21 protein-coding genes are annotated in these 26,585 nt (G+C 68.7%); 14 read left to right on the forward strand and 7 right to left on the reverse strand.

Translation table 11 applies throughout. The features are described 5' to 3' along the window. The first annotated feature begins 70 nt into the window (after nucleotides 1-70). The 3 genes from H0264_RS11255 (at nucleotide 71) to H0264_RS11265 (ending at nucleotide 4,462) form a co-directional block, all read left to right on the forward strand. A complete protein-coding gene (locus H0264_RS11255; protein WP_220139965.1) occupies nucleotides 71-1,324 on the forward strand; it encodes an amidohydrolase in 1,254 nt (417 codons plus the stop codon). A 322-nt stretch (nucleotides 1,325-1,646) separates the two neighbouring features. After that, on the forward strand, nucleotides 1,647-3,407 hold the full coding sequence (locus H0264_RS11260; protein ID WP_220139966.1) for a ThiF family adenylyltransferase: 1,761 nt from the start codon (nucleotides 1,647-1,649) through the stop codon (nucleotides 3,405-3,407). Further along, nucleotides 3,404-4,462, forward strand: a complete 1,059-nt coding sequence (locus H0264_RS11265) for a 3-oxoacyl-ACP synthase III family protein (RefSeq protein WP_181583911.1) — start codon at nucleotides 3,404-3,406, stop codon at nucleotides 4,460-4,462. The genes H0264_RS11260 and H0264_RS11265 overlap by 4 nt, the downstream gene beginning before the upstream one ends. Here H0264_RS11265 and rph read toward each other — a convergent pair. Further along, nucleotides 4,441-7,053, reverse strand: coding sequence for a rifamycin-inactivating phosphotransferase (rph, locus tag H0264_RS11270; RefSeq protein WP_181583912.1), 2,613 nt, complete (start codon nucleotides 7,051-7,053; stop codon nucleotides 4,441-4,443). The two genes, H0264_RS11265 and rph, sit on opposite strands and share 22 nt — an antisense overlap. Nucleotides 7,054-7,165: 112 nt before the next feature. Further along, entirely contained in the window at nucleotides 7,166-8,383 is a 1,218-nt protein-coding gene (locus H0264_RS11275; RefSeq protein WP_181583913.1) for an erythromycin esterase family protein, read from the reverse strand. Between the two features lie 115 nt (nucleotides 8,384-8,498). Here H0264_RS11275 and H0264_RS11280 point away from each other — a divergent pair, with 115 nt between their 5' ends. From H0264_RS11280 to H0264_RS11290, 3 genes are all read left to right on the forward strand, one after another. Continuing rightward, nucleotides 8,499-9,236 carry a MerR family transcriptional regulator gene (locus H0264_RS11280; protein ID WP_181585454.1) on the forward strand — a complete coding sequence of 246 codons (738 nt, stop codon included), beginning with the start codon at nucleotides 8,499-8,501 and terminating at the stop codon, nucleotides 9,234-9,236. 294 nt (nucleotides 9,237-9,530) lie between these two features. After that, nucleotides 9,531-10,211, forward strand: coding sequence for a GNAT family N-acetyltransferase (locus H0264_RS11285; protein ID WP_181583914.1), 681 nt, complete (start codon nucleotides 9,531-9,533; stop codon nucleotides 10,209-10,211). 263 nt (nucleotides 10,212-10,474) lie between these two features. Then, a complete protein-coding gene (locus H0264_RS11290; RefSeq protein ID WP_181583915.1) occupies nucleotides 10,475-10,996 on the forward strand; it encodes a hypothetical protein in 522 nt (173 codons plus the stop codon). 1 nt (nucleotide 10,997) lies between these two features. Here H0264_RS11290 and H0264_RS11295 read toward each other — a convergent pair whose 3' ends face one another. Further along, on the reverse strand, nucleotides 10,998-11,477 hold the full coding sequence (locus tag H0264_RS11295) for an MmyB family transcriptional regulator (protein ID WP_181583916.1): 480 nt from the start codon (nucleotides 11,475-11,477) through the stop codon (nucleotides 10,998-11,000). Nucleotides 11,478-11,587: 110 nt separating this feature from the next. Here H0264_RS11295 and H0264_RS11300 point away from each other — a divergent pair, with 110 nt between their 5' ends. From H0264_RS11300 to H0264_RS11315, 4 genes are all read left to right on the forward strand, one after another. Beyond that, the gene (locus H0264_RS11300; RefSeq protein WP_181583917.1) at nucleotides 11,588-15,040 is read left to right on the forward strand and encodes an ATP-binding protein; all 3,453 of its coding nucleotides are present in this window, start codon (nucleotides 11,588-11,590) and stop codon (nucleotides 15,038-15,040) included. A gap of 123 nt (nucleotides 15,041-15,163) precedes the next feature. Next, nucleotides 15,164-15,787, forward strand: a complete 624-nt coding sequence (locus tag H0264_RS11305; protein WP_181583918.1) for a CHAP domain-containing protein — start codon at nucleotides 15,164-15,166, stop codon at nucleotides 15,785-15,787. Nucleotides 15,788-15,953: 166 nt separating this feature from the next. Then, nucleotides 15,954-17,240, forward strand: a complete 1,287-nt coding sequence (locus tag H0264_RS11310; protein WP_181583919.1) for a hypothetical protein — start codon at nucleotides 15,954-15,956, stop codon at nucleotides 17,238-17,240. 276 nt (nucleotides 17,241-17,516) lie between these two features. Beyond that, on the forward strand, nucleotides 17,517-18,236 hold the full coding sequence (locus H0264_RS11315; RefSeq protein ID WP_181583920.1) for a DUF1906 domain-containing protein: 720 nt from the start codon (nucleotides 17,517-17,519) through the stop codon (nucleotides 18,234-18,236). A gap of 7 nt (nucleotides 18,237-18,243) precedes the next feature. Here the strand turns inward: H0264_RS11315 and H0264_RS11320 are convergent, their stop codons facing one another. Further along, nucleotides 18,244-18,603, reverse strand: a complete 360-nt coding sequence (locus tag H0264_RS11320) for a hypothetical protein (protein ID WP_181583921.1) — start codon at nucleotides 18,601-18,603, stop codon at nucleotides 18,244-18,246. A gap of 383 nt (nucleotides 18,604-18,986) precedes the next feature. Then, nucleotides 18,987-19,748, reverse strand: coding sequence for an Rv1157c family protein (locus H0264_RS11325; RefSeq protein ID WP_231083138.1), 762 nt, complete (start codon nucleotides 19,746-19,748; stop codon nucleotides 18,987-18,989). A 360-nt stretch (nucleotides 19,749-20,108) separates the two neighbouring features. On the opposite strand from H0264_RS11325, the gene H0264_RS11330 reads away from it, so the two are divergent. After that, the gene (locus H0264_RS11330; RefSeq protein ID WP_244976246.1) at nucleotides 20,109-21,302 is read left to right on the forward strand and encodes a mannosyltransferase; all 1,194 of its coding nucleotides are present in this window, start codon (nucleotides 20,109-20,111) and stop codon (nucleotides 21,300-21,302) included. Here H0264_RS11330 and H0264_RS11335 read toward each other — a convergent pair. Further along, on the reverse strand, nucleotides 21,214-21,504 hold the full coding sequence (locus tag H0264_RS11335) for a 4a-hydroxytetrahydrobiopterin dehydratase (RefSeq protein ID WP_181583924.1): 291 nt from the start codon (nucleotides 21,502-21,504) through the stop codon (nucleotides 21,214-21,216). The genes H0264_RS11330 and H0264_RS11335 overlap by 89 nt on opposite strands. An 11-nt stretch (nucleotides 21,505-21,515) precedes the next feature. Then, nucleotides 21,516-21,692, reverse strand: a complete 177-nt coding sequence (locus tag H0264_RS11340) for a hypothetical protein (RefSeq protein WP_181583925.1) — start codon at nucleotides 21,690-21,692, stop codon at nucleotides 21,516-21,518. A 151-nt stretch (nucleotides 21,693-21,843) separates the two neighbouring features. Here H0264_RS11340 and typA point away from each other — a divergent pair, with 151 nt between their 5' ends. The 3 genes from typA (at nucleotide 21,844) to mshB (ending at nucleotide 26,566) form a co-directional block, all read left to right on the forward strand. After that, nucleotides 21,844-23,739, forward strand: a complete 1,896-nt coding sequence (gene typA, locus H0264_RS11345) for a translational GTPase TypA (protein ID WP_181583926.1) — start codon at nucleotides 21,844-21,846, stop codon at nucleotides 23,737-23,739. Nucleotides 23,740-23,963: 224 nt separating this feature from the next. Continuing rightward, nucleotides 23,964-25,679: an ABC transporter family substrate-binding protein gene (locus H0264_RS11350; protein ID WP_181585455.1), complete on the forward strand. Its 1,716-nt coding sequence runs from the start codon at nucleotides 23,964-23,966 to the stop codon at nucleotides 25,677-25,679. Further along, nucleotides 25,676-26,566, forward strand: coding sequence for an N-acetyl-1-D-myo-inositol-2-amino-2-deoxy-alpha-D-glucopyranoside deacetylase (gene mshB / locus H0264_RS11355; protein ID WP_181583927.1), 891 nt, complete (start codon nucleotides 25,676-25,678; stop codon nucleotides 26,564-26,566). Before H0264_RS11350 ends, mshB begins: the two co-directional genes overlap by 4 nt. Nucleotides 26,567-26,585: the final 19 nt, after the last annotated feature.

Consider the following 26,585-nt stretch of genomic DNA (forward strand, 5'->3'; position numbering starts at 1 on the left):
AGCGGGTTTCGGGCGTGGATGAAAACCGGGAAAGCGTCCTGTTTCGCGCCGCGCGGTGGATCATGTTGATGTGCCGCCGATCAACAGTCGCGTCGCCCACAACACCGCCGATCTCGCGGAACTGTACCGAGACCTGCACGCCCATCCGGAACTCTCCTTCGCCGAACACCGCACCGCGGCGCTGGTCGCCCGGCGCGCGAAGGCGCTGGGCTACGAGGTCGCCGAGGGCATCGGCGGGACGGGAGTGGTCGCCCGGCTGGAGAACGGACCCGGCCCGCTGATCCTGCTGCGCGCGGACATGGACGCGCTGCCGGTCCGCGAACAGACCGGACTGCCCTACGCCTCGGTCGCTACCGATCCGGACAGCGGCCGGCCGCTCATGCACGCCTGCGGACACGATATGCACACGGTCTGCCTGCTGGGCACGCTCGGGCGGCTCGCGGCGGCCCGGGACCGATGGTCCGGCACCGTGCTGGGCGTGTTCCAGCCCGCCGAGGAGATCGGCGCCGGCGCGCAGGCCATGGTGGACGACGGGTTGTTCGAGCGTTTCGGAAAGCCGGAAATCGTTCTGGCACAGCATGTTCTGCCGATCCCCGTGGGCACCGTGGCAACCCGCGCGGGCGCGATCCTCTCGGCCAACGACAGTTTGCTCATCACCCTGCACGGCCGTGGCGGGCACGGCTCGCGGCCCGAGACGACGGTCGATCCGATCGTGCTGGCCGCCGCCACCGTCCTGCGCTTGCAGACCATCGTGTCCCGCGAGATCGCCGCCACGGATCAGGTGGTCGTCACGGTGGGCACGCTGCACGCGGGCACGAAGGAGAACATCATCGCCGACGAGGCTCGGCTGGGCCTGAGCATCCGCACGTATTCGGACGAGCTACGCGTCCGGGTGCTCGAAGCGGTGCGGCGGATCGTGCGCGCGGAGGCCGAGGCCGCGGGCGCGGACCGGGCGCCGACCATCGAGTACCTGACCCGGCTGCCCGTCACCGTGAACGATGCTGTCGCCCTGGGCAAGACCCGCGCCGCGCTGTGTGCCGCGCTCGGCTCCGAGCGGGTGCGGGAGATGGGAGCCTTCCCCGCCAGCGAGGATGTCGGTGTGCTGGCCGAAGCCGCCGGTGCGCCGCTGTCGTTCTGGTTCTTCGGTGGCGCGGATCCGGTGAAAGTCGCGGCGGCACAACAGCGGGGGACCGTCGACCACGACATTCCGATGAATCACTCGCCCTATTTCGCGCCGCTCGCGGAGCCCACCATCGGATGCGGAGTCACCGCCTTCACCGCGGCGGCCATGGCCTGGCTCGATGCCGGCGATACCGCGATGTGACAGCCTCCGACGGTATTCGGCCAATTTCGCGCCGCATGGATAGCTAACTTTTAGCAAGTTAGCCTTTTGTCCGTTTCCTCCTACTCTTTTGGGCCAGGAACTTCGTTATTCGGCACGGGTTCTGGGCCGATCACGCCGCGCCGTAGATGTGTGTCGCGCCAACATATTCCGGCTCGAGCTAACATCTAGCTACCCATCCTCGGAAAGGACCTCTGCCGTGTCGGCGTCTACTATCCGCAACCGCGATCATGATGTGCCATGGCATGTTTCAGCGTTTCGGATACCGCGGAACGGCACCGATCACGCCGAGCAGGTGCGCCGAGTGCGCGAACTGCGGGCCCGCATCCTGTACGACCACGGCAGGCGGCCGGAGTTCCGCGAGGCCGGCGGCTCCCATGTCGACGATCAGGAATTGGATTACGGCGCATGGCATTTCATTGCCCGCCTGCATCCCGGAGGTCCGGTGCTGGGCTATATCCGCCTGTCCACCCCGGAGACCGGTGAGCTGTTCCAGTCCCGCGCGCACCTGGGCGAACGGCGATACCGGGAATTGCTCGCGGCCGAAGGCGTCGGAGTCGACAGCACCTACGAGCACAGCCGGCTGGTGGTCGAGCATCGGGCTCGCAAACTCGGACTGGGCGTGTACCTGAACGCGCTCGCGATCGGCGCGGCACACCATCTCGGGGCCAGGCTCATGATCGGCACGTCGGGCACGAAGGACGGCCAGGACCTGTTCCACGGCCGGTTCGGATTCCATCCGGTCCCCGGAACCCGTTGCTACGTCGAGCGATACACCGAAGACGTGGTGATCCTGCTGCATCGGACCGCCGACGGCGCCGGCGAATACACCGGCCTCGTGGCTGCCCTGCGCGACCGATTCCCGGCCCTCGCGGACGGCGGCCCCGCCGCATGGACGGCGGCCGTGCCCGAAAACCCGCCCGCCCCAGTAGCTCTCGCCTCGTCCGGCGCCCCGGATCGCGACGTCTGGCAGCCGGTGCTGCTCGAGCCCGCCCATGCCGCCGACTACGCGGCACTGACCGCGCTGCTCGAATCGGATCAGGTCACCGAGGTGTGCGACACCATGGACAGTCAACTGGCGGAGTTGATCTGCTGCCGCGAACCCCAGCACCGGTACACCGGTGCGGACCTCGAGCGGAAGATCCGGGAACAGCTGGCCGGCGTCGAGCCGTGGGCCTACGGCAGCTGGTTCTGGTACCCGTGGTCGGGCCGGCTGGTTCACGTGCTGCCGCGCGAGGAGTTCCGGCTCGTCCGCGCCGACCGCAACCGGCCGAAACTCCAACGCCCCCAGCAGCGTTCGCTGCGTGAGCACCGCATCGGGATCATCGGCCTGTCCGTCGGCAACAGCGCCGCCGTCACCCTGGCGCTCGAAGGCGTCGGCGGCGCCTTCCGGCTCGCCGATTTCGACGACCTGAGCCTGTCGAACATGAACCGGCTCCGCGCGGGCGTCCATCACGTCGGCCTCGGCAAGGCGGTGCTGTGCGCGCGCCAGATGTACGAGATCGACCCCTATCTGGACATCGAGATCATCACGACCGGGCTCACCGACGACAGCCTGGCCGAGTTCTTCCACGGTGACGGAACGCCGATCGATCTGCTGGTCGAAGAATGCGACACCCCCTACATCAAGGTCGCGGCCCGGGAACACGCACGCGCACTGGGCATTCCGGTGATCATGGACTGCAACGATCGCGGCATGCTGGACATCGAGCGCTTCGACCTCGAACCCGATCGGCCGCTGCTGCACGGACGGCTCGGCGACCTGCGCGCCGACGATCTGCGCGAGCTCAGCGACCAGGCCAAGGCCGAACTCATTCTCGCCATGGTCGACGCCGACCGGATCAGCCCCGAGCTCGCCGCCTCCTTCGGCGAGATCGGGCGGACGCTCAGCAGCTGGCCGCAGCTGGCCTCCGATGTGGCGCTCGGCGGGGCCCTCGTCACCGCGGCCGCGCGCCGCATCCTGCTCGGAATCCCTTGTGACTCCGGACGCTTCTACGTGGACCTCGATCAGCTGATCAGCCCCGAGTACAACACCGCCGGCACGCACGACGGAATCCGCGCATGAGCGCCGCGTGCCCGGCGGTCGAGCAGCCGCTCGCCGCGTCCGTCCGCTCGCCGCTCGCCCGCCCGCTACCGGTGACGGTGTCGGGCTCGAGTGTTCACCTTCCCTCCACCATCATCACCAACGCGGAACTCACCAGGACGCTGGACACATCGGCCGAGTGGATCGTCAGCCGCACCGGAATTCGCGAAAGGCGGCGGCTGCCAGCGGAACTCGCGGTGTCGGACATGTGCGTCGCCGCGGCCCCGCCGGCCCTCGCCGACGCCGGGATATCGCCCGGCGAACTCGATGCCGTCATCGTCGCCACCTACACCTACGACCAGCCCCTGCCCTCGACCGCACTGATGGTCAAGGAACGGATCGGCGCGCATCGCGCGCTGCCGATCGACATCACCCAGGCCGCATGCGCGAACGGATTGCAGGCGATCCTGCTGGCCGCCCACCTGCTACAGGTCTCGGCACACGCGGTGCTGGTCATCGCGGCCGATTGCGCGTCCCGGGTCACCGATCCGCGCAACCGCACCACCGGTGTCTTCTTCGGTGACGCGGCGGGCGCCGTCGTGCTCACCCGCACCGAGACCCCCGACGCCGGAATCCTGTCCTGGGACTTCGGATCTCAGCTGTCGCACAGTGTGGAGATCCGGGCCGGCGGATCCCGCCTGCCCACCAGCGATCGGACCGTGGCCGACCGTGAGCACTTTCTCCGGATGGACGGCCGGGCGGTGTGGGAGACGGCCACCAGCCGGCTGCCGCACAGCATTCGCACCGCCGCCGACCGGGCCGGGCTCGCCGTCACCGAGATCGACCACTTCTTCCTGCACCAGGCCAATCTCAATATCCTCACCGCCGCCATGACCGAACTCGGGGTGCCGATGCAGCGGGCTCCGATCACCCTGGACACGCTCGGAAATACCGGCTCCGCAGGCGTTTTCACCGCTCTGCACCGAGCGCGCGCCGAGCGCCGCATCCACCCCGGAGACACCTTCCTGCTCTCCGCCATCGGGGCTGGATTCCAATGGGGGACAATCTGTTTTCGTCAGGGGAGCAATTCGATGTAGCCGTCGGTGCCGTTCACTCGGATCTGCTGACCGTCGCGGATCAGGGTGGTGGCGTGTTCCACGCCCACGACGGCGGGAAGGCCGTATTCGCGGGCTATCACCGCGCCGTGCGTCATGAGGCCGCCGACTTCGGTGACCAGACCCTTGATTGCCACGAAGAGCGGGGTCCAGCTGGGGTCGGTGTAGGCGGTGACGAGGATGTCGCCGGGGGCGAGGTCGGCTCGGGCGATGTCGGAGATCACCCGGGCCCGGCCCTCGATGGCGCCGGCGGAGACGGGCATCCCGGGGAGGGCTCCGGCGGGGAGATCCGCGCGGCGGTAGGCGCCGGTCAGGGCTTGGCCATCGGACGTGAGAACCCTTGGTGCGGTGAGGGATTGGTAGGACCGGAAGGCCGTCTTCCGGTCCTCGATCAGGGCTGTGTCCGCTTGCCGGGCGCGGACCACCTCGTGCAACTCGTCGAATTTCAGATAGAAGATGTCTTCGGGGTCGCGAATTACGTTGGCCCGCACCAGGCGGTCGGCCTCGCGCAGGAGGGCCTGCTTGTAGATGAAGTAGCGGGTGACCATGCGGTACTTGGGGTATTCGCGGTAGCCGGAGAAGGTGCGGACGCGGTCGATCATGCGGGCGGTGTCGGCGGCCTTGCGGTCGCCGTCCGGAAGGCCCCGGAGGCGTTGCAGGAGACGGTCTCTGGTTTCCTCGGCCGTGCGCAGGCCGTAGTCGAAGAGCTTCCTGGCCGCACCGGGGGCGAAGTGGTCGACATTCCCGAGGATGGTCGGGACGAGGGTGGCGGGCCGCTCGGCCCAGCGGGGGCGGGTGATGTCGATTTCGCCGGCGCAGCGCATGCCGTACCTGTCGAGGAAGTCCTCGATCGCAGCACGCGCCTCGGGGCCGCCGCCCGGTGTGGCGGCCAGGTCGTTCAGGAAATCGCCTGGGGGCGTGTCCTCCTCGGCCTGCCGGAGGTAGGCGACGACCTCGGGATGCGGGCGGATCACATCGGCGACATCCAGAAGCGCCAAGCCCATTTCGGAGGTGACATTGCCGGGCACCGATTGGGTGAGGGCGTCGGCGGCGTTCTTCTCGCCCAGCCATTCCCACAGGTGGGTGTTGAGCCATTCCGCGGCATCGATGGCGGCATTGATCACCTGTAAACCCTTCGGGGTGAACAGGACTCGCTGAAGTTCCGCGATATCGGACCGGATGAAGTCGAGCAGGGCGGAGCCGGACTCGGACCGGATGTCGTGCTCGAGCCTGGCGAGTGAGTTCTCGCTGTCGGCGATCAGCTCGGCGACGATCGCGGGATCGGTGTCGATCTGCTCGGGGGCGGGGCGGAGCGCCGCGGGCGCGGCGGCGGGGGAATCATCCTGCGGCACTTCGGGAATGAAGCCGCGGTCGATCACGGTCCGCAGGGCATCGCCGATGAGGGGGTCGGATTTTCCGAGGCCCTCGACCAGGCGAGTGCGTGTCGCCGGGGACGACAGCATGGTGGTGACATCGACGAACAGGCGGCCGCCCGCATCGCGCATGGGTCCGCGGCTGGTGAGCTGCCACAGCGAAATCCCCAGCGGTTTCATGGCATCGGTCATCATCTGCTGATGGCCGACCGAGACGTAGACGTGGTTGCCGGTGTCGGCGGCTTCGGGGATCGGGAACAGCGTCGTGATGGGGCGGCTCTGCACGATGCGGAAATCGTCGCCGTCGAGGCACCATTCGACATCCTGCGGGCTGCCGAAATGCGCTTCGATACGACGGCCCAGCTCGGCGAGGCGGAGCACTTCGGCATCGGCGAGCACCGGTTCGTCGCGGCGGTCCGGGGCGATCTCGCGCACCTCGGTTCCCCCCGTCGGCGCCGGTTCGACGGCGAGCTTCTTGGTGGCGATCGTGCGGCCGGTGATGGCGCCGTCGCGGACCTGGTAGACGTCGGCGTTCACGAGACCGGAGACCAGGGCCTCGCCGAGACCGAACCCGGCATCAATGGAAACCACCGTGCGGTCGGAGGTCACGGGATCGGCGGTGACCAGGATGCCCGCGGCCCGCGGGAAGACCATCCGCTGCACCACCACCGCCATGCGAATCGCCCTGTGCTCGAAGCCGTTTCGCAGCCGATAGGTGACCGCGCGCTCGGTGAACAGCGAACCCCAGCACCGCCTGACATGCTCGAGCACCGCCTCCGGCCCCACCACGTTCAGATAGCTGTCCTGCTGGCCGGCGAAGGACGCGGTCGGCAGATCCTCCGCCGTCGCACTGGACCGGACCGCGTAGGCCCCGTCCGCCCCGAGCTCGGTGTGCGCGCCGAGGATTTCCGCCGCCACCTCGCCCGGAATGGGGAGCGCTTCGATCGCCTGCCGAATCTCCGCACTCAGCAGGCGGACCGCCTCCTGATCGTCCGCGTTCACCGCTGCCAGTCGGTCGAGCAGGCTCTCGATCGCCGGCACACCCGCCACCGCCCGGCCGAAAGCCTCCGTCGTCACACAGAACCCGTCCGGCACCGCCACACCCTCGATCCGCGACAGCTCACCGAGGTTCGCCCCCTTGCCGCCCACCACCGCGATCTGCGTCCGATCGATCTCCCCGAACCTCAGCACAAAGGCCATCCCGCTACTCCTCACCTGGGGGTTTCGGCATTTCGCGAGCGATTATGAACCACATTCCGCGCCCTCATGAGGACCCGGAATCCGGTATACAGTGGAAAGGGGAGGGGTTCGATCACCAGTAGCGATATTGCCTGCCGTCGGTGTCGGTAATGAGGATGACGGCGTCCGCATCGCTCATGTCCGCCACAGTGAGCGGAATGTGCCCGCGCGCAATCGGTTCCGCGGTCGGGAGCGCGCCGGGGAGCGCCTCGCGCAGTGCCGGGGCCGGGAAGAGCGCGCGCCGAGTGGTCGCGGCGGCGAGCCTGCCCTGGACGGTGCCCGGCTCCGCATCCAGCGTGGCGTCGGTCGCTACGAACAGGTAGCGCTCACCGAGGTCGAGTTCGACCAGGGCCCCCGCGTTCGGCCAGTGCACGGTGTCATCGCCGACCTGCATGGCGGGCTGGGCGCGTTGCAGGTGCACATTGTGGGCGAAGACCAGGGTCGGGCCACGCCGCTGCTCCCGGGCGCGCACCGCGAGGAGGTTCTCGGCCATCATCTCGGAGCGGACGCTGAGCAGCGACGCGATGCGGTCGGGGCCGGGACTCGCCATGGCGGCGTGATAGCGGAGCAGGCCCAGCGCGGTGCGGGCGTGCGCCAGGGCCAGATCGTGGGCGGCCGGGTCGGCGGAGCGCAGCGTCGGTGCGGCGCGCCGCAGAATGCCGGCCAGATCGTCGGCGAGAACGCGGAGGGCGCGGGCCCGCGCGGAGGAACCGATGGAGGCCGTCGGGTCGTACATGGCTGCTTCGTTCGTCCAGTCCGCATCCGCGCCCACCAGGGCGTCCACCTCGCGAATCGAGCTGGGGCGCAAAGCGGCCGGTAGATAGTCGAGGACCGCGGACAGGGCGCGCCGGGGACCGGGAGCGGCGGCATATTCGACGGGTGCTTCGAAGCCGTGGAAGTGGACTCGGTCCGCTGGGGCGCGCTCGGCATTGTGGGCCCGAAGCCACTCGACGAGTTCACGATTGCCGGGAATGCCGCCGAAGCCGTGGCTGAAGCCGGTGGTGAGCACGGAGTCGAGGTCGGCTGTCGAACCGGACACGTAGTCGTTCACCACGGACGCCGCGAAGTAGTCGGATTCGAGGGCAATCGAGCGGAAGCCACGCTCCACCAGGGGGGCGAGGATTTCATTGCGCAGCAAGGGGAATGCCGCGATGCCGTGGGCCGGTTCGCCGAGGGCCAGCACGGCGGGCGGTTCGGGGCGGGCGGCCAGCAGCTCGTCGACGGAACCGGCCAGATCGGCCGGGGTGTCGAGGGGGCGGGCGAGGTCTCGCAGGACGGTGGCGGTGGACATGGATATCCCTTCGAAGAGGCGGGGCCGACCTCGACGGTATCGTTGAAGAATCGAGTGAGACTTGGCTGAGTTTCACCAGCGATACCCGGTGAAAACCCTCAAACGGAGGTGTGCCCTGCGCCCTGTCGATCTGGCTCGGGAGCACGGATTGTCGGCGCAGGCGATCCGGAATTACGACGAGGCGGGCGTCCTGCCGCAGACCGAGCGCGGAGTGAACGGCTACCGGCGCTACACGCCGCTGCACGCGCAGGCCCTGCGGGCTTTCCTCGCGCTGCGCGAGGGGCACGGGCATCAGCCGGCGGTGGCCATCATGGGCGCCGTCAACCGGGGCGAGCCCGAGTCCGCCTATCGGCTCATCGATTCCACCCATGCCGAGCTGGCCGCCGAACGCGCCACCCGCGCCGAGGTGGCGTCGGCGCTCGAAAGCCTGGCGGGCGCGCCGCCGCCACCGAGCGGCGGCAGCCCGCTGACGGTGGGTGAGCTCGCGCGCCGCCTCGGCCTGCACCCGGCGACGCTGCGCACCTGGGAGACCGCGGGCCTGCTGCGACCCGAACGCGAAAAGGCAACGGGCTACCGCCTATACGGCCCGGAGTGTGTGCGCGACGCCGAGATCGCGCGGCAGTTGCGCCGAGGCGGATACCGGCTCGAACAGGTCGCCCGGTTTCTCGAATCGCTGCGCGAGGCGGGCGGAGCGGACGCGCTGCGGGTCTTTCTCGACTCGTGGCAGACCAGGGTGACCCGGCGGGGGCGGGCGCTGCTCGGCGGCGCGGCTCAGCTCGACATCTATCTCGGCATGCTGGACGGACCGGCGACGGGTGAGCCGTCGGTCACGGTGACGGGCGATTTGTCGTAATCCCCTTCAGGGCACCCGATTTCGGGTGTTCGCCGCACTTGATCTAGGATTGCGGGCGGATGGACCGCGCCGCGTCCGGGGGGACGCGAAACTCGGCCGGGGCGACACGCTCAGCGGCCGAAATAATTTGCGTGCCGCCTACATTGCTGTGCGCCGGTGTTCCGCTATCGTTCATCCAACTATTCCAAGCTGCTACTGGCGCGCCAGGGCTGGTTCGTCTCATCCGGAGCAGGAATCCGGGGCGGCACCTTCCTGAAGCGGGCCTCCACACCGTCTCCGAAAGATCGAGGCAACGTGCCCGTACCCGTGACTCTCGCCGGCCGCCTGGTGCGGCTGGAACCCCTTGCGCCCCAGCATGCTTCAGGGCTCGCGGCGGCTGCGGCGGGGAATCGTGACGACTATGCGTATACGCCCGTCCCGCACGGCGCGGACGAGGCGTTGCAGTATGTGTCGGAGGCGCTGGCGGGCACCGCCGCCGGGGCCTCGCTGGCGTTCGCGATCGTCGCTGTCGCGAGCGATCGTGTGATGGGATCGACACGATTCACGCGGTTCGACTACTGGCAGGGACCGCTGGTGTGGCCGCAGGTGCACGGCACCCCCGTGGGCGATCCGCTGCTCGCGGTGCCGGACGCGGCCGAGATCGGCAACACCTGGTTGTCGCCGGAGGCGCGCGGCGCGGGCATCAATCTGGAGTCCAAACTGCTGCTGCTCGAGCATGCCTTCGAGGTGTGGGGGGTCAAGCGCATCGCCATGCGGGCGGATGTGCGGAACCTGCGCTCCCGCATGGCCATCGAGCGGCTCGGCGCCACCAGCGACGGGGTGCGGCGGGCGCATTCGCGCGGGCTGGACGGGGAGGTGCGCAGTACGGCCTTCTACTCGATCCTCGAGGACGAGTGGCCGAGCGTGCGGGCCACCATTCAGGGGCAGCTGAACGCCCGGCCGCTGCGGACCCGGACGCGCCTCATGCCCGCGTGAGGTGACAACTGATTTCGTGAGGGCCGGGTAACTCGTCGGGTACGATCGAAATGGATTCGGTCCCCGACCGCAGGCACGCGTGCTTGACGGTGAGCGGCACTCGGCCGGGCGCACAAGGCTCGGGGAGGCGGGACCGCACTGGTCGGGCGTCGAGGAGATTCGTCCGAGTCGGGTGACTCGGCGGTCGGCATGAAATCGGATATGAAGCCAGGTTCCGAGCGCGGGCCCAGCGGACGGGTCCCGCACCTCTCGAAGGACAGCGCATGCCCGACCCCATGCACACCAAAGTCTGCCTCTCCGACGGACTGTCCGGATCTCCCGTACTCAGCCTCTTCCTGGTCCCGGAACCCCGTGTCCCCGGCGGCAGCATGCTGCATCTGCTGGAGCAGACGCCATTGACCGGCGGGAAGTCGCCCAGACCCAACCCCGTGCTGATCGACTGGTTGCAGGCGCGGGCCGCGCGCCCGGCCATCCGATTCACGGCCTTCCGGCCGGGACTGCACGACCCGCACCGGGTGCACGCCGTCCTGCACGATCACTTCATCGCCGACCCGCTGCCCATCGGCCTCGATATCGACGATCCGGAGGAGCTCGCGCGGCTGGCGCTGCTACCCGAACACGCGCTGGGCCCGCGCCGCATCGACGACTTCCAGGATCGCGCGGTGCGGCGCGCCATGCTCGCCGTGTACCGGCATTTCGGCGTCGACCGCCGGATTCCGCTCATGTATCACGGCTACGCCGAACCCGAGGACGGCTGGTTCGAGGTGCCCGCGGCGCAGGCCTGATTCAGCGGGCCGGGATCAGGGTCAGCAGCCGCCACGGCCGCTGCGGGGATTCGAAGGTGAACAGTCGCACGTAGTAGGCGCTGTGCTCGTCGGGGCTCTCCGGCTCACGGAAGGTGAGTACCCGCTCGCTGTAATCCGCCGGCTCGGCCTCGGTGTGCCACAGGCGTTCCCAGTCCGGCACGCGCTGGCACAGGCCGACGATCTCGGCATAGCGCTCCGGCGTGGTGGCGTTCTCCGCCGTGCGGAAGGCCGAGATCAGGCGCAACGCCTCGGACTCCCAATCGTCGAGCCGCAGCCGGGCCACGGGGTCCATCATCATGGCGGTCAGCAGGTTCGCGCCCGGCCCCGCGCCGGGGAAGGCCTGCTGGAAGGGGAGATTCGCGTCGAACACATCGAACGCGTCGTCGTGCAGGCAGGCCGGGTGCGGAAAGCTGTGCAGCAGTGCCAGATCGGGTGACGGCGGGTCGGCGGGGTCGAGCATCATGGCAGTGTGCGGGACGGCTCTTCATGCCGACTTGGTGGCGGGTTAAGCAGAATCACAAGACTGGGTACGTCGCAGTTTTTCTGCATATATTGAACATGCTGTTTGGTTTGGTTCTGAAATGGGTACGGGGGACGTTCGGCAATATGGCGGTCACGCTCATCGGTGTGCTGGGGCCCTTGCACATCACCATCGACGGGCAGCGGGTGCCGCCCGGTGCGCCCATGCAGAGCGCGGTGCTCGGCAGACTGGTCGCCGCCGGCGGCCGCGTCGTCACCACCGACCGGCTCATCGACGACCTGTGGAACGGTGACCCGCCGACCAAAGCCGTTGCGGCACTGCAGGTCTACATCCACAATCTGCGCCGCGTCTTCGAACCCGACCGGCCGCGCCGGGCCCGCTCCCGCGTCATCGTCTCCGAATCGCACGGCTACGCGCTGAATCTCGAACCCACGCAGGTGGATTCGTGGGAGTTCGAACAGCTGCTGCACGGGCACGAAGCCATCATGCGCGACCCCGCCGGGCGGCCCGACCCGCTGAAACAGGTCCGGGTGCTCGACGCCGCACTGGCCTGCTGGCACGGCAACGCCTTCGAATCGTTCACCGGAATGCCCTGGGCCGCACAGGAATCCGCCCGCCTGGCGGCGCTCCGGCTGACCGCTGCCGAACTGCGCGCCCAGGCCGCGCTGGAGATGAACCGGCCCGCCGAGGTGGTGCTCGCGCTGCGGCCCATCTTCGAGGAGCATCCGGGCCGCGAGGAATGCGTGCGGCTGCTGGCCCTGGCTCAGTACCGGCTCGGACAGTCCCTGGAAGCCCTGGCCACCGTGCGGCGCAGCCGGGAGTTCCTCACGGTCGAGTTCGGCGTGGACCCCGGGCCGGGATTGCGCGAGCTGGAGACCGCGATCCTCACGCACTCGGTGGAGACCGATGCGCCGCAGCCGACGGTCGTGGTGCGCCCGCCAGAAGTCGCGCCCACCCCGGAAGCGCTGCCGGACAACGGATATGCCGACCAGCGCCGCACCATCCTGACCGCCGCCGAAGCCGCCGCCGACGGCCACGTACGCCTGGTCTGGCTCTCCGGTGAGGCCGGAGCCGGCAAGTCCACGCTGGCCGCCGCCATCGCCACCCACCTGTCCGACCGGTCCTGGACCGTGGTGTTCGGGCGCTGCCCGGAGGTCGAGGGCGCGCCGCCCGCCTGGGCCTGGGCCGAGGTGCTCACCGCCCTCGATGCCGCCGAACCCGAAACCTTCACCGCCGTCGACGCTTTCACACTGGCGCGGCGCGTGGTGCGGTCCTGCCGGGAACGCTCCGCCGCCGCACCCATCGCCATCGTGCTCGAGGATGTGCACGGGGCGGACACCGCCACCCTGCAGGTCCTGCGGCAGGTGGTGAACTGGCTGCGTGACCGCCCGATCCTCATCATCGTCACCCTGCGCGACACCGAGGCCGGACCGGGCGTGCGCGACACCGCCGCCGCGCTGGCCCAATTCGACACCGACCGAGTCGAACTCACCGGCCTAGACCTGGCCGGAACCCGCTCGGCCGCGGCCGCCGCCGGTCTGACCGTCCTGGACGACCCCACCGTCGAGCTGCTGCGCCGCCGCACCGGCGGCAATCCGCTGTTCGTCCGCGAGCTCGCCAAACTCGTTGCCACCCAGGGCACTACGAACGCCCTCCCGGACAGTGTGCGCGACCTGCTCGGCCGGCGCATCGCCCAGCTACCCGCCGACGTGACCGAACTGCTGCGGCAGATCGCCGTCTGGGGCGAGGACACCGACCTCAACACGCTCCGCGCCGCCACCGGCCGCCCCGCCGACAGCATCATCGATCTGGTCGAAACCGCCGAATCAGCCCGCCTGCTGCGCACCGAGCGCAGTGGCCGCCTCGCCTTCGACCACGCCCTGATCCGCGAAACCGTCTACTACGGCATCCCCACGCTGCGCCGCGCCCGAATGCACTGGGCCGCATTCGAACTGCTCTGCACCGCGACGGTCAACGCCGCTCCGGACACCCGCGATTCCGCGGGAACGGCGGACGGCCGCACCACGGGTCCGCTCGAACCGGAGCTGGTTCCGGGACGCGATATCGATGCGCTCGCGCATCATGCGGCGCTCGGGGCGGATGCCGAAACCGCCAGGCTGGCCCTGGAATTCGTGCGGGCGGCGGCGCGGCGGTGTGTGGAGCGGCGGATGCGAGCCGATGCGGTGCGGCGGTGGCGGTCGGTGCTGGCCTTGCACGAGCTGGCGGGGGATACCGCTACCGGCGCGCCGCGCGCGGATCGCGTCGCGGTGCTGGAGGCGCGGTGCCAGCTGGTGACCGCGCTGGCGTACGACGGACAGCACCTGGCGGCGCGGGCGGAGCGGGAGCGAGCGCTGGAGCTGGCCCGATCCCTCGGTGGCGCAGACCTGCTCGCGCGCGCCGCCACCTGCTGGCCGACGCCGCTGATCTGGTCGGTGCACGATCTGCAACCCGGCGATCCGCGCATCCGGGAACCGCTGCGGACTGCCCTGGCGGATCCGGATCTGGCTGTGGATGCGCGGATTCGGCTGCACGTCACCATGCTGATCGACCTGGCCTACGAGGACCCGGCCGGCGCTCGGGCCGCCGCGGCGGCCGCCGCCGAACTGGCGGCGGACATCGACGATCCGGAACTGCTGTGCACGGTCGTCAACGCGCAGTCGTTCGCGGCCTTCGCCACCGGAGGGTTCCTGCGCTCCAAGGAGTTTCAGCGACACGCGGAGCGGCTGCTGCGCATTGCCACGACCGCCGGGCTCACCGAGTTCCGGGCGCTGGCCCACTATCTGCTGTTCCGCAGCGAGCTGGCCGAGGCGCGACTGGTCTCGGCCGCCGAACATGCCAGGCGCGCAGGCGAATACGCGGGCGACGGGCAGCTGCGCCATCTGCTCGACGACATCGCGACCTTCGAGATGGTGCTGGAGTTGTTGCGCGGCAATATCTCCGAAGCCGAACAGCTGCTCGCCGCGCAACCGGTGATCCTGGGCGAGGGGCTGGCCGGCGAGGACCGAATCGTCGAAACCATGCGCGACCCGAACGCGCTGCACTTCGGCATCAGCGTCTCCATCGCCTGGCAGCGCGGCGACATGTCGGTATGCCTCGACGAACTCGCGGCGCGCGGCGCGGTGCACCCCGAGCTGTTCAATCACGCCTACGCGCTCGCGCTGGTGCATGCTGGCCGCCGGGCGGAAGCACGCCGGGTCTTCGCCGAATCGCCGATCCTCGGGCCGCCGTTCGAGGCTTCGTTCCTCATGTGCTGGGCGAAAGTGGCGCTCGGCCTCGGCGATTCGGCGCGCGTCCGCGAGCTCTACGCCCGGCTCGCCGTCTACAGCGGTGACGTCGGCGGGCTGGAAACCGGCGCGTCCGTCTCCGGTCCCGTCGACGCCGTCCTGGCCGAACTGGCCGACGCCATGGGCGAGCCGGGGCGAGCCGCCGACCATCGCGCCGCCGCGCGCACCCTGGAAGCCCGCCTGGCCGCCGACCTGGAGTGGCTGGCGAACGAACGGGCCGGCCCCCGCCCCGAGACGCGACCCAGCGCGGGGGCGTGACCTGCACGCCATGCCGGGGTCCGGCCCGCCGGTGTGCTGTGACCTGGCCGGGAACTCGCCGCGGGGGCTCGCACGTCAATACTGTGAGCCCGGACGATCGGGTGAACACCGGGAGGGGAACCCATGACCGAGCAACTCGCACAGCGCCCGCCCACGCCGCGCCGCGGAAAACGCTGGATCGCGGTGGCCGCGGTCGTGCTCGCCGTCCTCGGCGTGGCCGGCGGCGCGGGCGTGTGGTGGTGGCAGGAACACGGGCGGCTGTGGCCACTGGCGGGGGAGCGGCTGCGGGAATTCCCGGAGATCGACCGCACCGGACTCGACGCCACCCAGGTGCGGATCATCGATGTGCTGGAACAGGAATACGCGCAGCAGCACCCCGGCACCAAATATTCCGAGGGCATCGACGAGCCGTGGTGCGCGGACTTCGTGAGCTGGGTGATGCGCGAGGCCGGGCAGCCGCTGGCGAATCCGAATTCCGGATCCTGGCGAATTCCCGGCGTCTACACCCTGGAGGAGTTCTACCGTGAACAGAACCGGTTCGCCGGCATGGACTCCGGATATGTGCCACGGGTGGGTGACGTGATCATGTACGCCGACTCCAGTCCGTTCAACCAGCACACGAATATCATTGTGGCCGTGGACGGCCGGAGTGTCACCACGGTGGGCGGCAATGAATTCGGCAAGATCACCATTCACGAATACGTGCCCGCCGACACGCATGGCCTGGTCGGTTACGGGAAGTTGTGAACGACACGGTTCCACATTCTGGAAAGACACGGCCCGCGAGGTGGGCTCCGGAGGCACTTCCGCCTACGATGGTTGACGGCGGTGCCCGGCAGCATCGCCGATCGATCCCTGTCCTGCTGCCCCCTCATCGGCAGGACAGGGGTCCCCGCCCGACGAAAGTAGCTGGATGACGCCGTCCGACGAACCCATCTGGATCGATTACGCCGAATTCGGCGAACGTTTCGTGGCGGCGGCGGTGACGGAATCCCGTATCGAGTCGGCGGTATCCGGGATGGCCGGGCGCGGTATGACCATCGGCCCGTTCGGCATCGGCCCCGCCGGACTCGCGCGATTCCTGGCCAAAGGCAGTATCGGAAAGCCCACCGTCATCCGGCGCGGACCGCATGTGCACTTCGATGTCATGCTGCCGGTGAAACTACGCGTGGACGTCCATCTGGGTGGTCAGCGGCTGCGATTGGAAGCCGTCGTCGAAATCGATCTGACACTGCACGCGCGCACCGCCGATCCGCTGCTCGTCGTCATCGACATTCCACCGGTCACCACCCGCGACGTCAGTTTCGTCATGCGCGCCCAGGCCATCGGATCGGCATGGGAACTGCTGCTCGATCCCATCGCGAAATTGGTGCAGCGCGAAGTCGCCAACCGCATCAACGCCATCCTCGCCGATCCGGATTCGCGGCGCGGGCGCATCTTCGATGTGGAAGCCATTCTCAATGGCTCCAAGACGCCGTATCAGGGCGGGCCGGACCACGAATGGATCGGCTACGACGAATTCGGGCATCGGTTCTTCGAACGCATCGTGACCGTCGACCGGGTGCGCGATGTCGTGGAGGGCATGGCGGGCAAACCCATCGAGGTCGGGCCCATGCGCACCGGGCCGGGCAACAAGGCGCAGGTGGCGGTGCAGGGGACCGTGCGAGTGCCGCGGGTGAGCCCCGCCGGTGGCGTCGGAACCTCTTCGGCGGCACAGGTTTCCGACGCGGAGACGCCGTCGCGGATAGCGGAGATCCGGCCGGTCGGCCAGGATCGCGGGCCGGGCTCCGCGGCGCGGTCGGCCGGTTCGGATTCGGCGGAGCCGGCCGCGCCGCGAGCGGCGGCGGTGCCCGCCGACACGGGGCTGGTGGCCTTCGATCTGGTCATTCCGGTGTCGCTGGACATCACCGTCGATGTGCTGAAGGCCAATCACTACGAGGCCGAGGTGCTGGTGCCGGTCGCATTGACCGCGCGGGCGGCCGATCCGCTCAAGATCGTCATCGATGCCGTGCCGCCCGCGGCCGAGGACATCGAGCTGGAGATGAAGGCGCACGGCTGGCGGGCCACCGCACTCGGCAAGGTGGCCGGTATGCGCAAGCAGATCGCGTCGCAGGTGGCCGGGGTCGTGCGCAAGGAGCTGGCCGATCCGGCCGGTCGCACCATCGATGTGGCCGCGCGCCTGGACGGCACCCGCGTCTGATCTTCACAGTTCATCGCGTGCGCACGCGTGGGACGTGTGAGACACGTGAGTTCCATGAGTCTGGCGATCCCCATGTGAATGTGGTGAAATGAGTTCACGTTCAGGGCCCCCGGCGCACAGATGATGATCTTGCTCGTCATCATCGGGGAAGGTGCGCCGGGCACGCCGCTAGCTGGACACTTCAGGACCCGTGTGAGATCCACCGGTCGCCGTGGCAGGACCGCGAAACATACCGACCGGAAAGTTGTGTCAGAGAGTGTGCGAAGGAGTGCCGCAATGCCTTTCGACGTCAGCCGACGGACCTTCCTCACCGGCGCGGCGGCAGCGGCCGCCGGACTGACCGCCGGATTCGGCCTCCCTTCCGCCGCCCACGCCCGCCAGGAGCTCGGCACTCTGCTCGACTACGCCGGTGGCGTCCCGTCTGCCGAAGCCATTCTCGCCGAGGGGCATATGGGCGTCATCCGCTACGTGTCCGATCGTCGTCCCGGCGCGGAGTGGATGGCCGGAAAGCCCTTGCTGGCAAGGGAAGTCGACGACCTGCGCGCGAACGGGCTCAGCGTCGTCTCCTGCTACCAGTTCGGCAAGGCCGAAACCGCCGACTGGCGTGGGGGTCTCGAAGCCGGTCTGCGCCACGCGGCCCGCGGCCTGGTCCTGCACAAGGCCGCCGGCGGTCCCGACACCGCCCCCATCTACGCCTCGATCGACGACAAACCCTCCGAGCAGGACTTCGAGACCATGATCGAGCCGTACCTGCGCGGCTGGGAGACCGTCCTCGGCCGCGACCGCGTCGGCGTCTACGCCAATACCCCCACCATCGACTGGATCCGCGACGCCGGCCTGTGTTCCTACTTCTGGCAACACAATTGGGGCACCCCGAAGGGCTATGTCCACCCCTCCGCCGACCTGCACCAGTTCGAGATCGACAAGCGCAGCGTCGACGGCATCGGCGTCGACGTGAACTCGGTGCTGTCCGCCGACTACGGCCAGTGGTGGTGAAAGACCGCTAGGTCTGGCAGTGGCAGGTGGGGTCGAGCGCCAGGTCGGGCTCGTCCGGGACCACGCGCAGGGTCGGGCGCGGTTCGCGCTCTTCGCCAGGTTCGCGGAAGGCATCGCGATCGCCCGCCCACGAGAACATCGACCAGCGGGACAGGCCCGAGAAGGCCGACCCCAGGCTGCCGAACGACGCCGTCGAGATGATCGACCCGAACGACCCCGCCGACCCGATCGACAACACCGACCCGACACTGCCGATGGACAGAATCGAATAGGCCGAACCGATCGACAGAATCGAACCCTCCGAGCGAATCGACAGAATCGACCGGCGGGACTTCACACCTTGCCTGGGAGATTTCACAGCGGCCATAGATGCCGGTCTACCACAGCCCCCACCCATTCGAAACGATTTGCGACCCACGCAAATCGGTTTCACCCCTATCCACCCCTGAGGCTCTCGCCTCGAGACAACGGGCACCCTCCGCGAACACCCACGCCAGAGGCCAGCCGAGTTCCTCACCCGATTCAGAGGCCAGCCGAGTTCCCCACTCGATTCAGAGGCCAGCCGGGTTCCCCACTCGATTCAGAGGAACAGCCGGGTGCCTCTCTCCGTTGGGCAGTGTCGGCGGGCTCGAGGTCTCCTCTCGATTCGGATCGCTCGGCAGTGTCGGCGGTTTCGAGAGTTCCCCTCTCCCTTCACAAATCGGGCCCGGCTTCCGTCAGGAAGCCGGGCCCGAGAGCTCGAGAGGTCGATCACGCCACGTTGAACATGCCCACCGTCGGCAGGAACGAGCAGGTGCGGGGCTGGGATTCCGCGTCGGCCTGGGTGGTGAGCGAGCCGGAGACGATGGCGACCACGCGGCCGGAGCCGGTGTTCACGATGGCCGAGAGGGTGGCCGGGCCGTCCGGGTTGATCTTGGCCTCGTCGGTGAGGTTCACGATGCCGGTGGCGCGGGTGTCCAGGTTCAGCCACTGCACGGTCATCGGCGGGGTCTGCACCTCGGTGGGCTTCTTGGTGCCCAGGGCGGTGAAGACGAAGCCGGTCTGGCCGGCGCCCGGTCCGGGCGGGGGCAGCTGGGCCGGGCCGGGGACCGCGAGCGCGGTGCCGACCGAGTCGGCCGTGGCGCTGATGCAGCCCTTGCCGATGGTGGGCCACAGGAACTGGGAGATGACCGGGCCGTCCTGCGGAATGTCGGGACCGCCGCCACCACTGCCGTCGAGGAAGGTGATGACTCGGCTCAGCGTGTCCTTGAGGGACTGCGGCAGCGCCGAATTCGCGAGCAGCGCGCGGGCCTGATCGAGGATGGCCTGCTGCGGGCCGGGGGAGGCGATATCGGCCGGGCCGGCGGCGGCGCCCACGATGGCGGTGACCAGTGAGGACAGTGCCTCGACCGGAACACCCTCGGGGACCATCGGAATGGTGCTGGACGCATCGGTCTGAACCGGTGCCGGGGCGGCGTGTGCGGCGGTCGGCACGGCAACGGTGGCGCAGGCCGCAAGGGCCAGCGCGGACATTGCGAACCGCGATCCTCGGGTGCGAAGCACTGGTGTAGCCGTCCTTACCTCGGGTACATCTGCGGCGATGGGGACATCGCTCCGCGTCACTCTAGGGATGGGCTGCCCGGTTGTACAGCTGATGTGTGATCTTGGGTAACCGGACCGATTCACGCTATCGAACAGCTGACCAATTTCAGTGTTACGGATGTGGTCATTGATACAAATGTTACAGCGTGGGGTGAGGCTCACGCGGGCACTTCGCCGTGTCCGATTAATGTTGTCGCAACCGGCTCGCTCCGCCCGATCTGAAAGTCCGCGCCCGTGAATCGACCTTTCCGCTTGGCCGTGCTCGCACTGGGCCTGTCGGTGCTGGCCCGCATGTTGTGGATGCTGTGCACGGCGAACGGCGGAAATCTGGTCGACCTGCACGTGTACGTGGACGGTTCGGCGGCGCTGCTGAGCGGGCACCTCTACGACTTCACCTACGCGGAGAAGACCCCGGACTTCCCGCTGCCGTTCACCTATCCGCCCTTCGCGGCGGTCGTGTTCTATCCGCTGCACTTCCTGCCGTTCACTGCCGTGGCCATCGGCTGGCTACTGGCGATCGCGGTGGCGCTGTACGGGATCGTGCACATTGCCCTGGAGCTGATGCTCGGGAAAGACGCTCTGCGCGAACCGAAATGGCGCACCGCGGCGGTGGCGTGGACCGCGGCCGGCATCTGGATGGAACCGGTGCGCACCACCATCGACTACGGCCAGGTGAATGTCTTCCTGGTGCTGGGCGCGATGCTGGCGGTGCGCAGCGCGCGCTGGTGGATCTCCGGCACGCTGATCGGCGTGATCGCGGGCATCAAGCTCACCCCGGCGATCACCGGCCTCTACTTCCTGACGCAGAAGCGCTGGCTGACGGCGTTCTGGTCGGGTGTGGTGTTCCTGGGCACGGTCGGGCTGAGCTATCTGATCGCGCCGGTCGAGTACGAGCGGTACTTCAAGCATCTGCTCGGGGACGCGAGTCGGATCGGTCCGGTCGGTTCGGTGTGGAATCAGTCCCTGCGCGGCGCGCTGAGCCGGATTCTCGGCCACGACGTGCAAACCGGCGCGATCTGGATCGCGGGCGTAATCGTCTTCTTCGTGCTCGCCGTGCTGGCCTGGCGCGCGCTGCTACCCGGCGACAGGCTGGGCACGCTGCTCATCGTGCAGCTGTTCGGCCTGATGGTCTCGCCCATCTCCTGGTCGCATCATTTCGTCTGGCTGCTGCCGACCGTCCTGTGGCTGCTCTACGGCCCGCTGCGCGAGGTCGCGGGCGCGCGCGTGCTCGCCGGGTACTGGCTGGTCGACACGATCATCGGCATTCCGTGGGTGCTGTCGTTCGCGCAGCCGACCATCTGGGAGATCTCCCGGCCGGGCATCTACTCCTGGCTGGGCGCGGTGGATGTGCTCGGCGTGCTGGTGCTGTTCGGCTGGATCATCTGGTCCGGTCGCGTCAGGCTTGCTGGGTCTGCCGATCGATTTCGTGCGCGAGTGCTACGTCCAGCGCGGTCAGACCGCCCGCGGAGTGCGTCGACAGCGTGAAAGTGACTCGCCGCCAACGGATGTCGATATCCGGGTGATGATTGGCGGCCTCGGCGGCCACGGCCACGCGGCGCACCAGTTCGATGCCGGACAGGAAGGACGGGGCTTCGACGGTGCGGGCGATGCTGTCGCCGGTGCGCGTCCAGTCGGGCAGTTCGGTGAGGGCCTTGGTGATGTCGTCTTCGGACAGGAGTGCGGTCATGCCTCCAGTGTTCACGCCGCGCGGGCGGCTTTGAGGCCCTTCTTGAGATCCTTGCCACAGCAACCCGCGGCCTCGAGCTTCTTCATGCGCATGATGACCACGGGGCATTTGAGGCAGCGCGTCTTCTTGCGACAGCACTTCTTCTTCGGCTTCAAGCTCGATACATGCTTGGCCTTCACCTTGCCCATGTTGGTTAGCTTAACCTAACTCGCACGCGCTAAACGTGTGACTTGGGACGACCGGTAACCTATAGGTCGCCGCATGCCCGGTGGAGTTCGCTGTGCCCCCATGCATGACCCCGGGTCGGCCCCAATCTTTTCGCAGCAGGAGGAATCAAACGTGTCGTCTGTCGAGTTCCGTAACGTCGCCATCGTGGCGCACGTCGACCACGGCAAGACAACACTGGTCGACGCGATGCTGCGGCAGTCCGGTGTATTCGGCGAGCGCGCCGAAGTCGTGGATCGGGTCATGGACTCCGGTGATCTGGAACGCGAGAAGGGCATCACCATTCTCGCCAAGAACACCGCGGTGCATCGGCAGAATGCCGATGGTTCCGTGACCGTCATCAATGTGATCGACACCCCCGGCCACGCCGACTTCGGTGGCGAGGTCGAGCGCGGCCTGTCCATGGTCGACGGCGTCGTGCTGCTCGTGGACGCCTCGGAAGGCCCGCTGCCGCAGACCCGCTTCGTGCTGCGCAAGGCCCTGGCGGCCTCGCTGCCGGTGATCCTGGTGGTCAACAAGACCGACCGTCCGGACGCGCGCATCGAGGAGGTCGTCGAGGAGTCGCACGACCTGCTGCTGGACCTCGCCTCCGACCTGGACGACGAAGCCTCCGAGGCCGCCGAGCTGGCCCTCGACCTGCCGGTGCTCTACGCCTCGGGTCGTGCCGGCGTGGCCTCCACCAAGCGCCCCGAGAACGGTGCCGTGCCGGACGCGGAGAACCTCGACGAGCTGTTCGAGGTCCTCATGAAGTACGTGCCCGCGCCCAAGGGCGACGCCACCAAGCCGCTGCAGGCGCACGTCACCAACCTCGACGCCTCGCCGTTCCTCGGCCGTATCGGCCTGGTGCGCATCCACAACGGCACGCTGCGCAAGGGCCAGAACGTGGCGTGGATGACGGCCGAGGGCACCAAGACCGTCAAGATCACCGAGCTGCTCAAGACCATCGGCGTCGAGCGCCAGCCGGGTGAGGAGGCCGTGGCCGGTGACATCGTCGCCATCGCGGGCATCCCGGAGATCATGATCGGCGACACCATCGCCGACCCGGACAACCCGGTTGCGCTGCCGCGCATCACCGTCGACGAGCCCGCCATCTCGGTGACCATCGGCACCAACACCTCGCCGCTGGTCGGCCGGGTGTCGGGCCACAAGCTGACCGCGCGCATGGTCAAGGATCGGCTCGACAAGGAACTGGTCGGCAACGTGTCGCTGCGCGTGCTCGACATCGGCCGCCCGGACGCCTGGGAGGTGCAGGGCCGTGGTGAGCTCGCGCTGGCCATCCTGGTCGAGCAGATGCGCCGTGAGGGCTTCGAGCTGACCGTCGGCAAGCCGCAGGTGGTCACCAAGACCGTCGACGGCAAGGTGCACGAGCCCTTCGAAGAGCTCACCATCGACTGCCCGGACGAGTACCTCGGTGCCGTGACCCAGCTGCTGGCCGCTCGCAAGGGCAAGATGGTCCAGATGAGCAACCACTCCGCCGGGTGGGTGCGCATGGAGTTCATCGTGCCGTCGCGCGGCCTCATCGGCTTCCGCACCGACTTCCTCACCGAGACCCGCGGCACCGGCATCGCCAACGCCGTGTTCGACGGTTACGCGCCGTGGGCCGGCGAGATCCGCGCCCGCCACACCGGCTCGCTGGTCTCCGACCGCAACGGCTCGGTCACCCCGTTCGCCATGATCCAGCTGGCCGACCGCGGTCAGTTCTTCGTGGAGCCGGGCGCCGACACCTACGAGGGTCACGTGGTGGGCATCAACCCGCGCGCAGAGGACCTCGACATCAACGTCACCCGCGAGAAGAAGCTGACCAATATGCGGTCCGCCACCGGTGACGTGCTCGAGACGCTGGCCAAGCCGCTGCAGCTGGATCTCGAAGGGGCCATGGAGTTCTGCGCCGCCGACGAGTGCGTGGAGGTCACCCCGGAGATCGTGCGCGTGCGCAAGGTCGTGCTGGGCGCCACCGAGCGGCAGCGTGAGGCTTCGCGCCGCAAGGCTCGCGATCGCGCCGCGCAGTAAACCAAGAGCCCCGTCATCCCGGCATGCTTTTGGCCGGGATCCACACCGACCGATGTGGATCCCGGCCAAGAAGCGCGCCGGGATGACGGGGTTCTGCGCTCGCACGACGTATTCGCGCGAACCGCGCGCATATCGGTGAACGGGCGGTCAGCAGTCCATCAAGTAAAGTGCCGAACGTGAGAACGGGGTCCCGCGTGCGCGCATCGTGGCGTGCGGTTCTGATCATGGTGGCGACCCTCGTGACGGTCGCGACCGGGTGCACCGCGAATCCACCACCGCCGATCGAGAGCACCGACAGCCCGAAGACGACGGCCGCCAAACCGGGCAAGAATTCGGTCGTGGTGGCCATCGACGACATCGGCATCGGGTTCAATCCGCATCTGCGGTCCCAGCTTTCGCCGGCCACCGCGGCCGTGGCGTCCATGGTGCTGCCGAGCCCGTTCCGGCCCTCGCCGAGTCCGACGCTGCCGGGGGCGACCGACTGGATCCTGGATCCGGCCATGATGGTGTCGGCGGATGTGACGGCGCAGGAGCCGTTCACCATTACCTATCAGATTCGCAATGAGGCTTCGTGGTCCGATGGCGCGCCGGTCGCCGCCGAGGACTTCCGGTACCTGTGGCAGCAGATGATCACGCAGCCCGGCACCGTGGATCCGGCCGGCTATCGGATGATCTCGGATATCACCTCGTCGGCGGGCGGCAAGACCGTCACCGTCACCATGAACGGCGAATACCCGGCCTGGCGACAGCTTTTCGCGGATCTGCTGCCCTCGCACCTGGTGAAGGACGCGGGCTTCGAACAGGGTCTGGTCGACACCATCCGGATTTCCGGCGGGCAGTTCAAGATCAAGCAGACCGATCGCGGCCGCGAGGAGATCCTGCTCGAACGCAATGACCGGTACTGGGGCAAACCCGCTGTGCCGGACCAGATCCTGATGCGCCGCGGCGGCACCTACGCGCAGGTCGCGGAGTCGCTGCGGGTCGGCGACGCGCAGATGGCGCTGGTGCACGGCGGCGTCGCATTGCAGGCGCAGCTGGCGGCCATCCCGTCCGTGCGCACGGCCATCATGGCGCAGTCGCGGGAGATGCAGCTGGTGCTCAACGGCCGCACCGGGGATCTCGCCGACGTGCGGGTGCGCAAGGCGGTCATGGCGCTGCTGGATCCGGTGCTGCTGGCCACGGTCGGCGCACAGACCGGCAGCTGGGTGGAACCCGTACGCGCCCAGGTACTTTCGCCGTCCGACCCCGGTTACGCGCCCACCGCGCCGCCCCGGCCCAGTCTGGAGGAGGCGTACGCACTGCTGGCCGAGGCCGGATTCGGCCGCGCGCCCGAACAACCCGGCAGCGGATCGCCGACTTCCCCTGCGCCGCAACCGCGCACGATCGCCAAGAACGGCAAATCGCTGACCATCCGGATCGGCGCGGCGGACGGCGACGATACCGCGCTGGCCGTCGCCAACACCACCGCCGACCAATTGCGCAGCGCCGGAATCGATGTCATGGTGCGCAGCATCGCGGCGGCGGAACTGTACGGCAAGGACCTGACCGACGTGGGTGTGGACGCCATTGTCGGCTGGGAGCGCACCGGCGGCGATCCGGCCACCGTGCTCGCCTCCCGCTACAGTTGCGCGCCGGTGGAAGTCCCTGGCACGGACGGGGATTCGAGCGCGGTCGAGGCGGCCAAGAAAGCGCCGTCCAACCTGTCCGGCGTGTGCGATCCGACCTTGCAGCCCGCCATCGACGCCGCCCTGCGCGGCATCGACACCGGCAAGGTGATCGCCGAGGCCGAACCCAAACTGTGGGAGATGTGGACCGTGCTGCCCATCGTGCAGGACACCCAGGTCGCCGCGGCCGGGCCGCGCGTGGACGGGGCCTCGCTGAGCGGCGCCATCCAGATCGGCATCTTCGCCGATGCCGCGAACTGGCGGCGACTACCGTGACCGGACCCGAGACCGGCGGGCTGCTGCTGGTGCACGCGCATCCCGACGACGAATCCATCACCACCGGTGGCACCATCGCGCACTACCGTAAGCGCGGCATTCCGGTGACCGTGGTGACCTGCACCCTCGGTGAGGAGGGCGAGGTCATCGGCGACGAGTGGGCGCATCTGGTCAACGCCGAGGCCGACCAGCTCGGCGGCTACCGCATTCTCGAATTGACCAGGGCCCTGGCCGAATTGGATGCGAGCCCGCCGCGCTTCCTGGGTGGCGCGGGCCGCTGGCGGGACTCCGGCATGGCCGGAACACCCTCGGCCCGGAATCCACGCGCCTTCGTGAATTCCGGTGACGCTGCCGTGGAAGCCCTCGTGCAGGTGATCCTCGACCTGCGCCCCCGTGTGGTGGTCGGCTACGACCCGCGCGGCGGCTACGGCCACCCGGACCACATTCGCGCCCACGAAATCACCATGGCCGCATTGGATTCCGCCGCCGATTGGGGCTGGGACGTCCCCAAGGCGTACTGGACCGTCACCGACGGCGCGGTGCTGGGCATGCACACCGAGGCCCTGAAACGCCGCACCGTCGACCAGCTGCCGGGAGCTCTCCCGCCCGGCTGGCGACTGCCCCACGACGGCGAACTCGCCTGCGTCCCCACCGAATCCGTGACCACCACGGTCGACGTCGCCGATGCCCTCGGAGCCAAGCGCGCCGCCCTGCGCGCCCACGCCACCCAGGTGTCCGTCGCCCCCTCGGGCCGAGAGTTCGCGCTCTCCAACAACATCGCGCAACCGGTTCTGCCGGAAGAGCACTTCATCCTGGTGCGCGGGCAGCGCGGTCCCGTGGGGACCGACGGCCGCGAGCACGACCTGTTCGCCGGACTCACCGCCTGAGCGGCCGTGTGGCTGAGTG

The sequence above is a fragment of the Nocardia huaxiensis genome (assembly GCF_013744875.1).
GTDB classification, from domain to species: Bacteria; Actinomycetota; Actinomycetes; order Mycobacteriales; family Mycobacteriaceae; genus Nocardia; species Nocardia huaxiensis.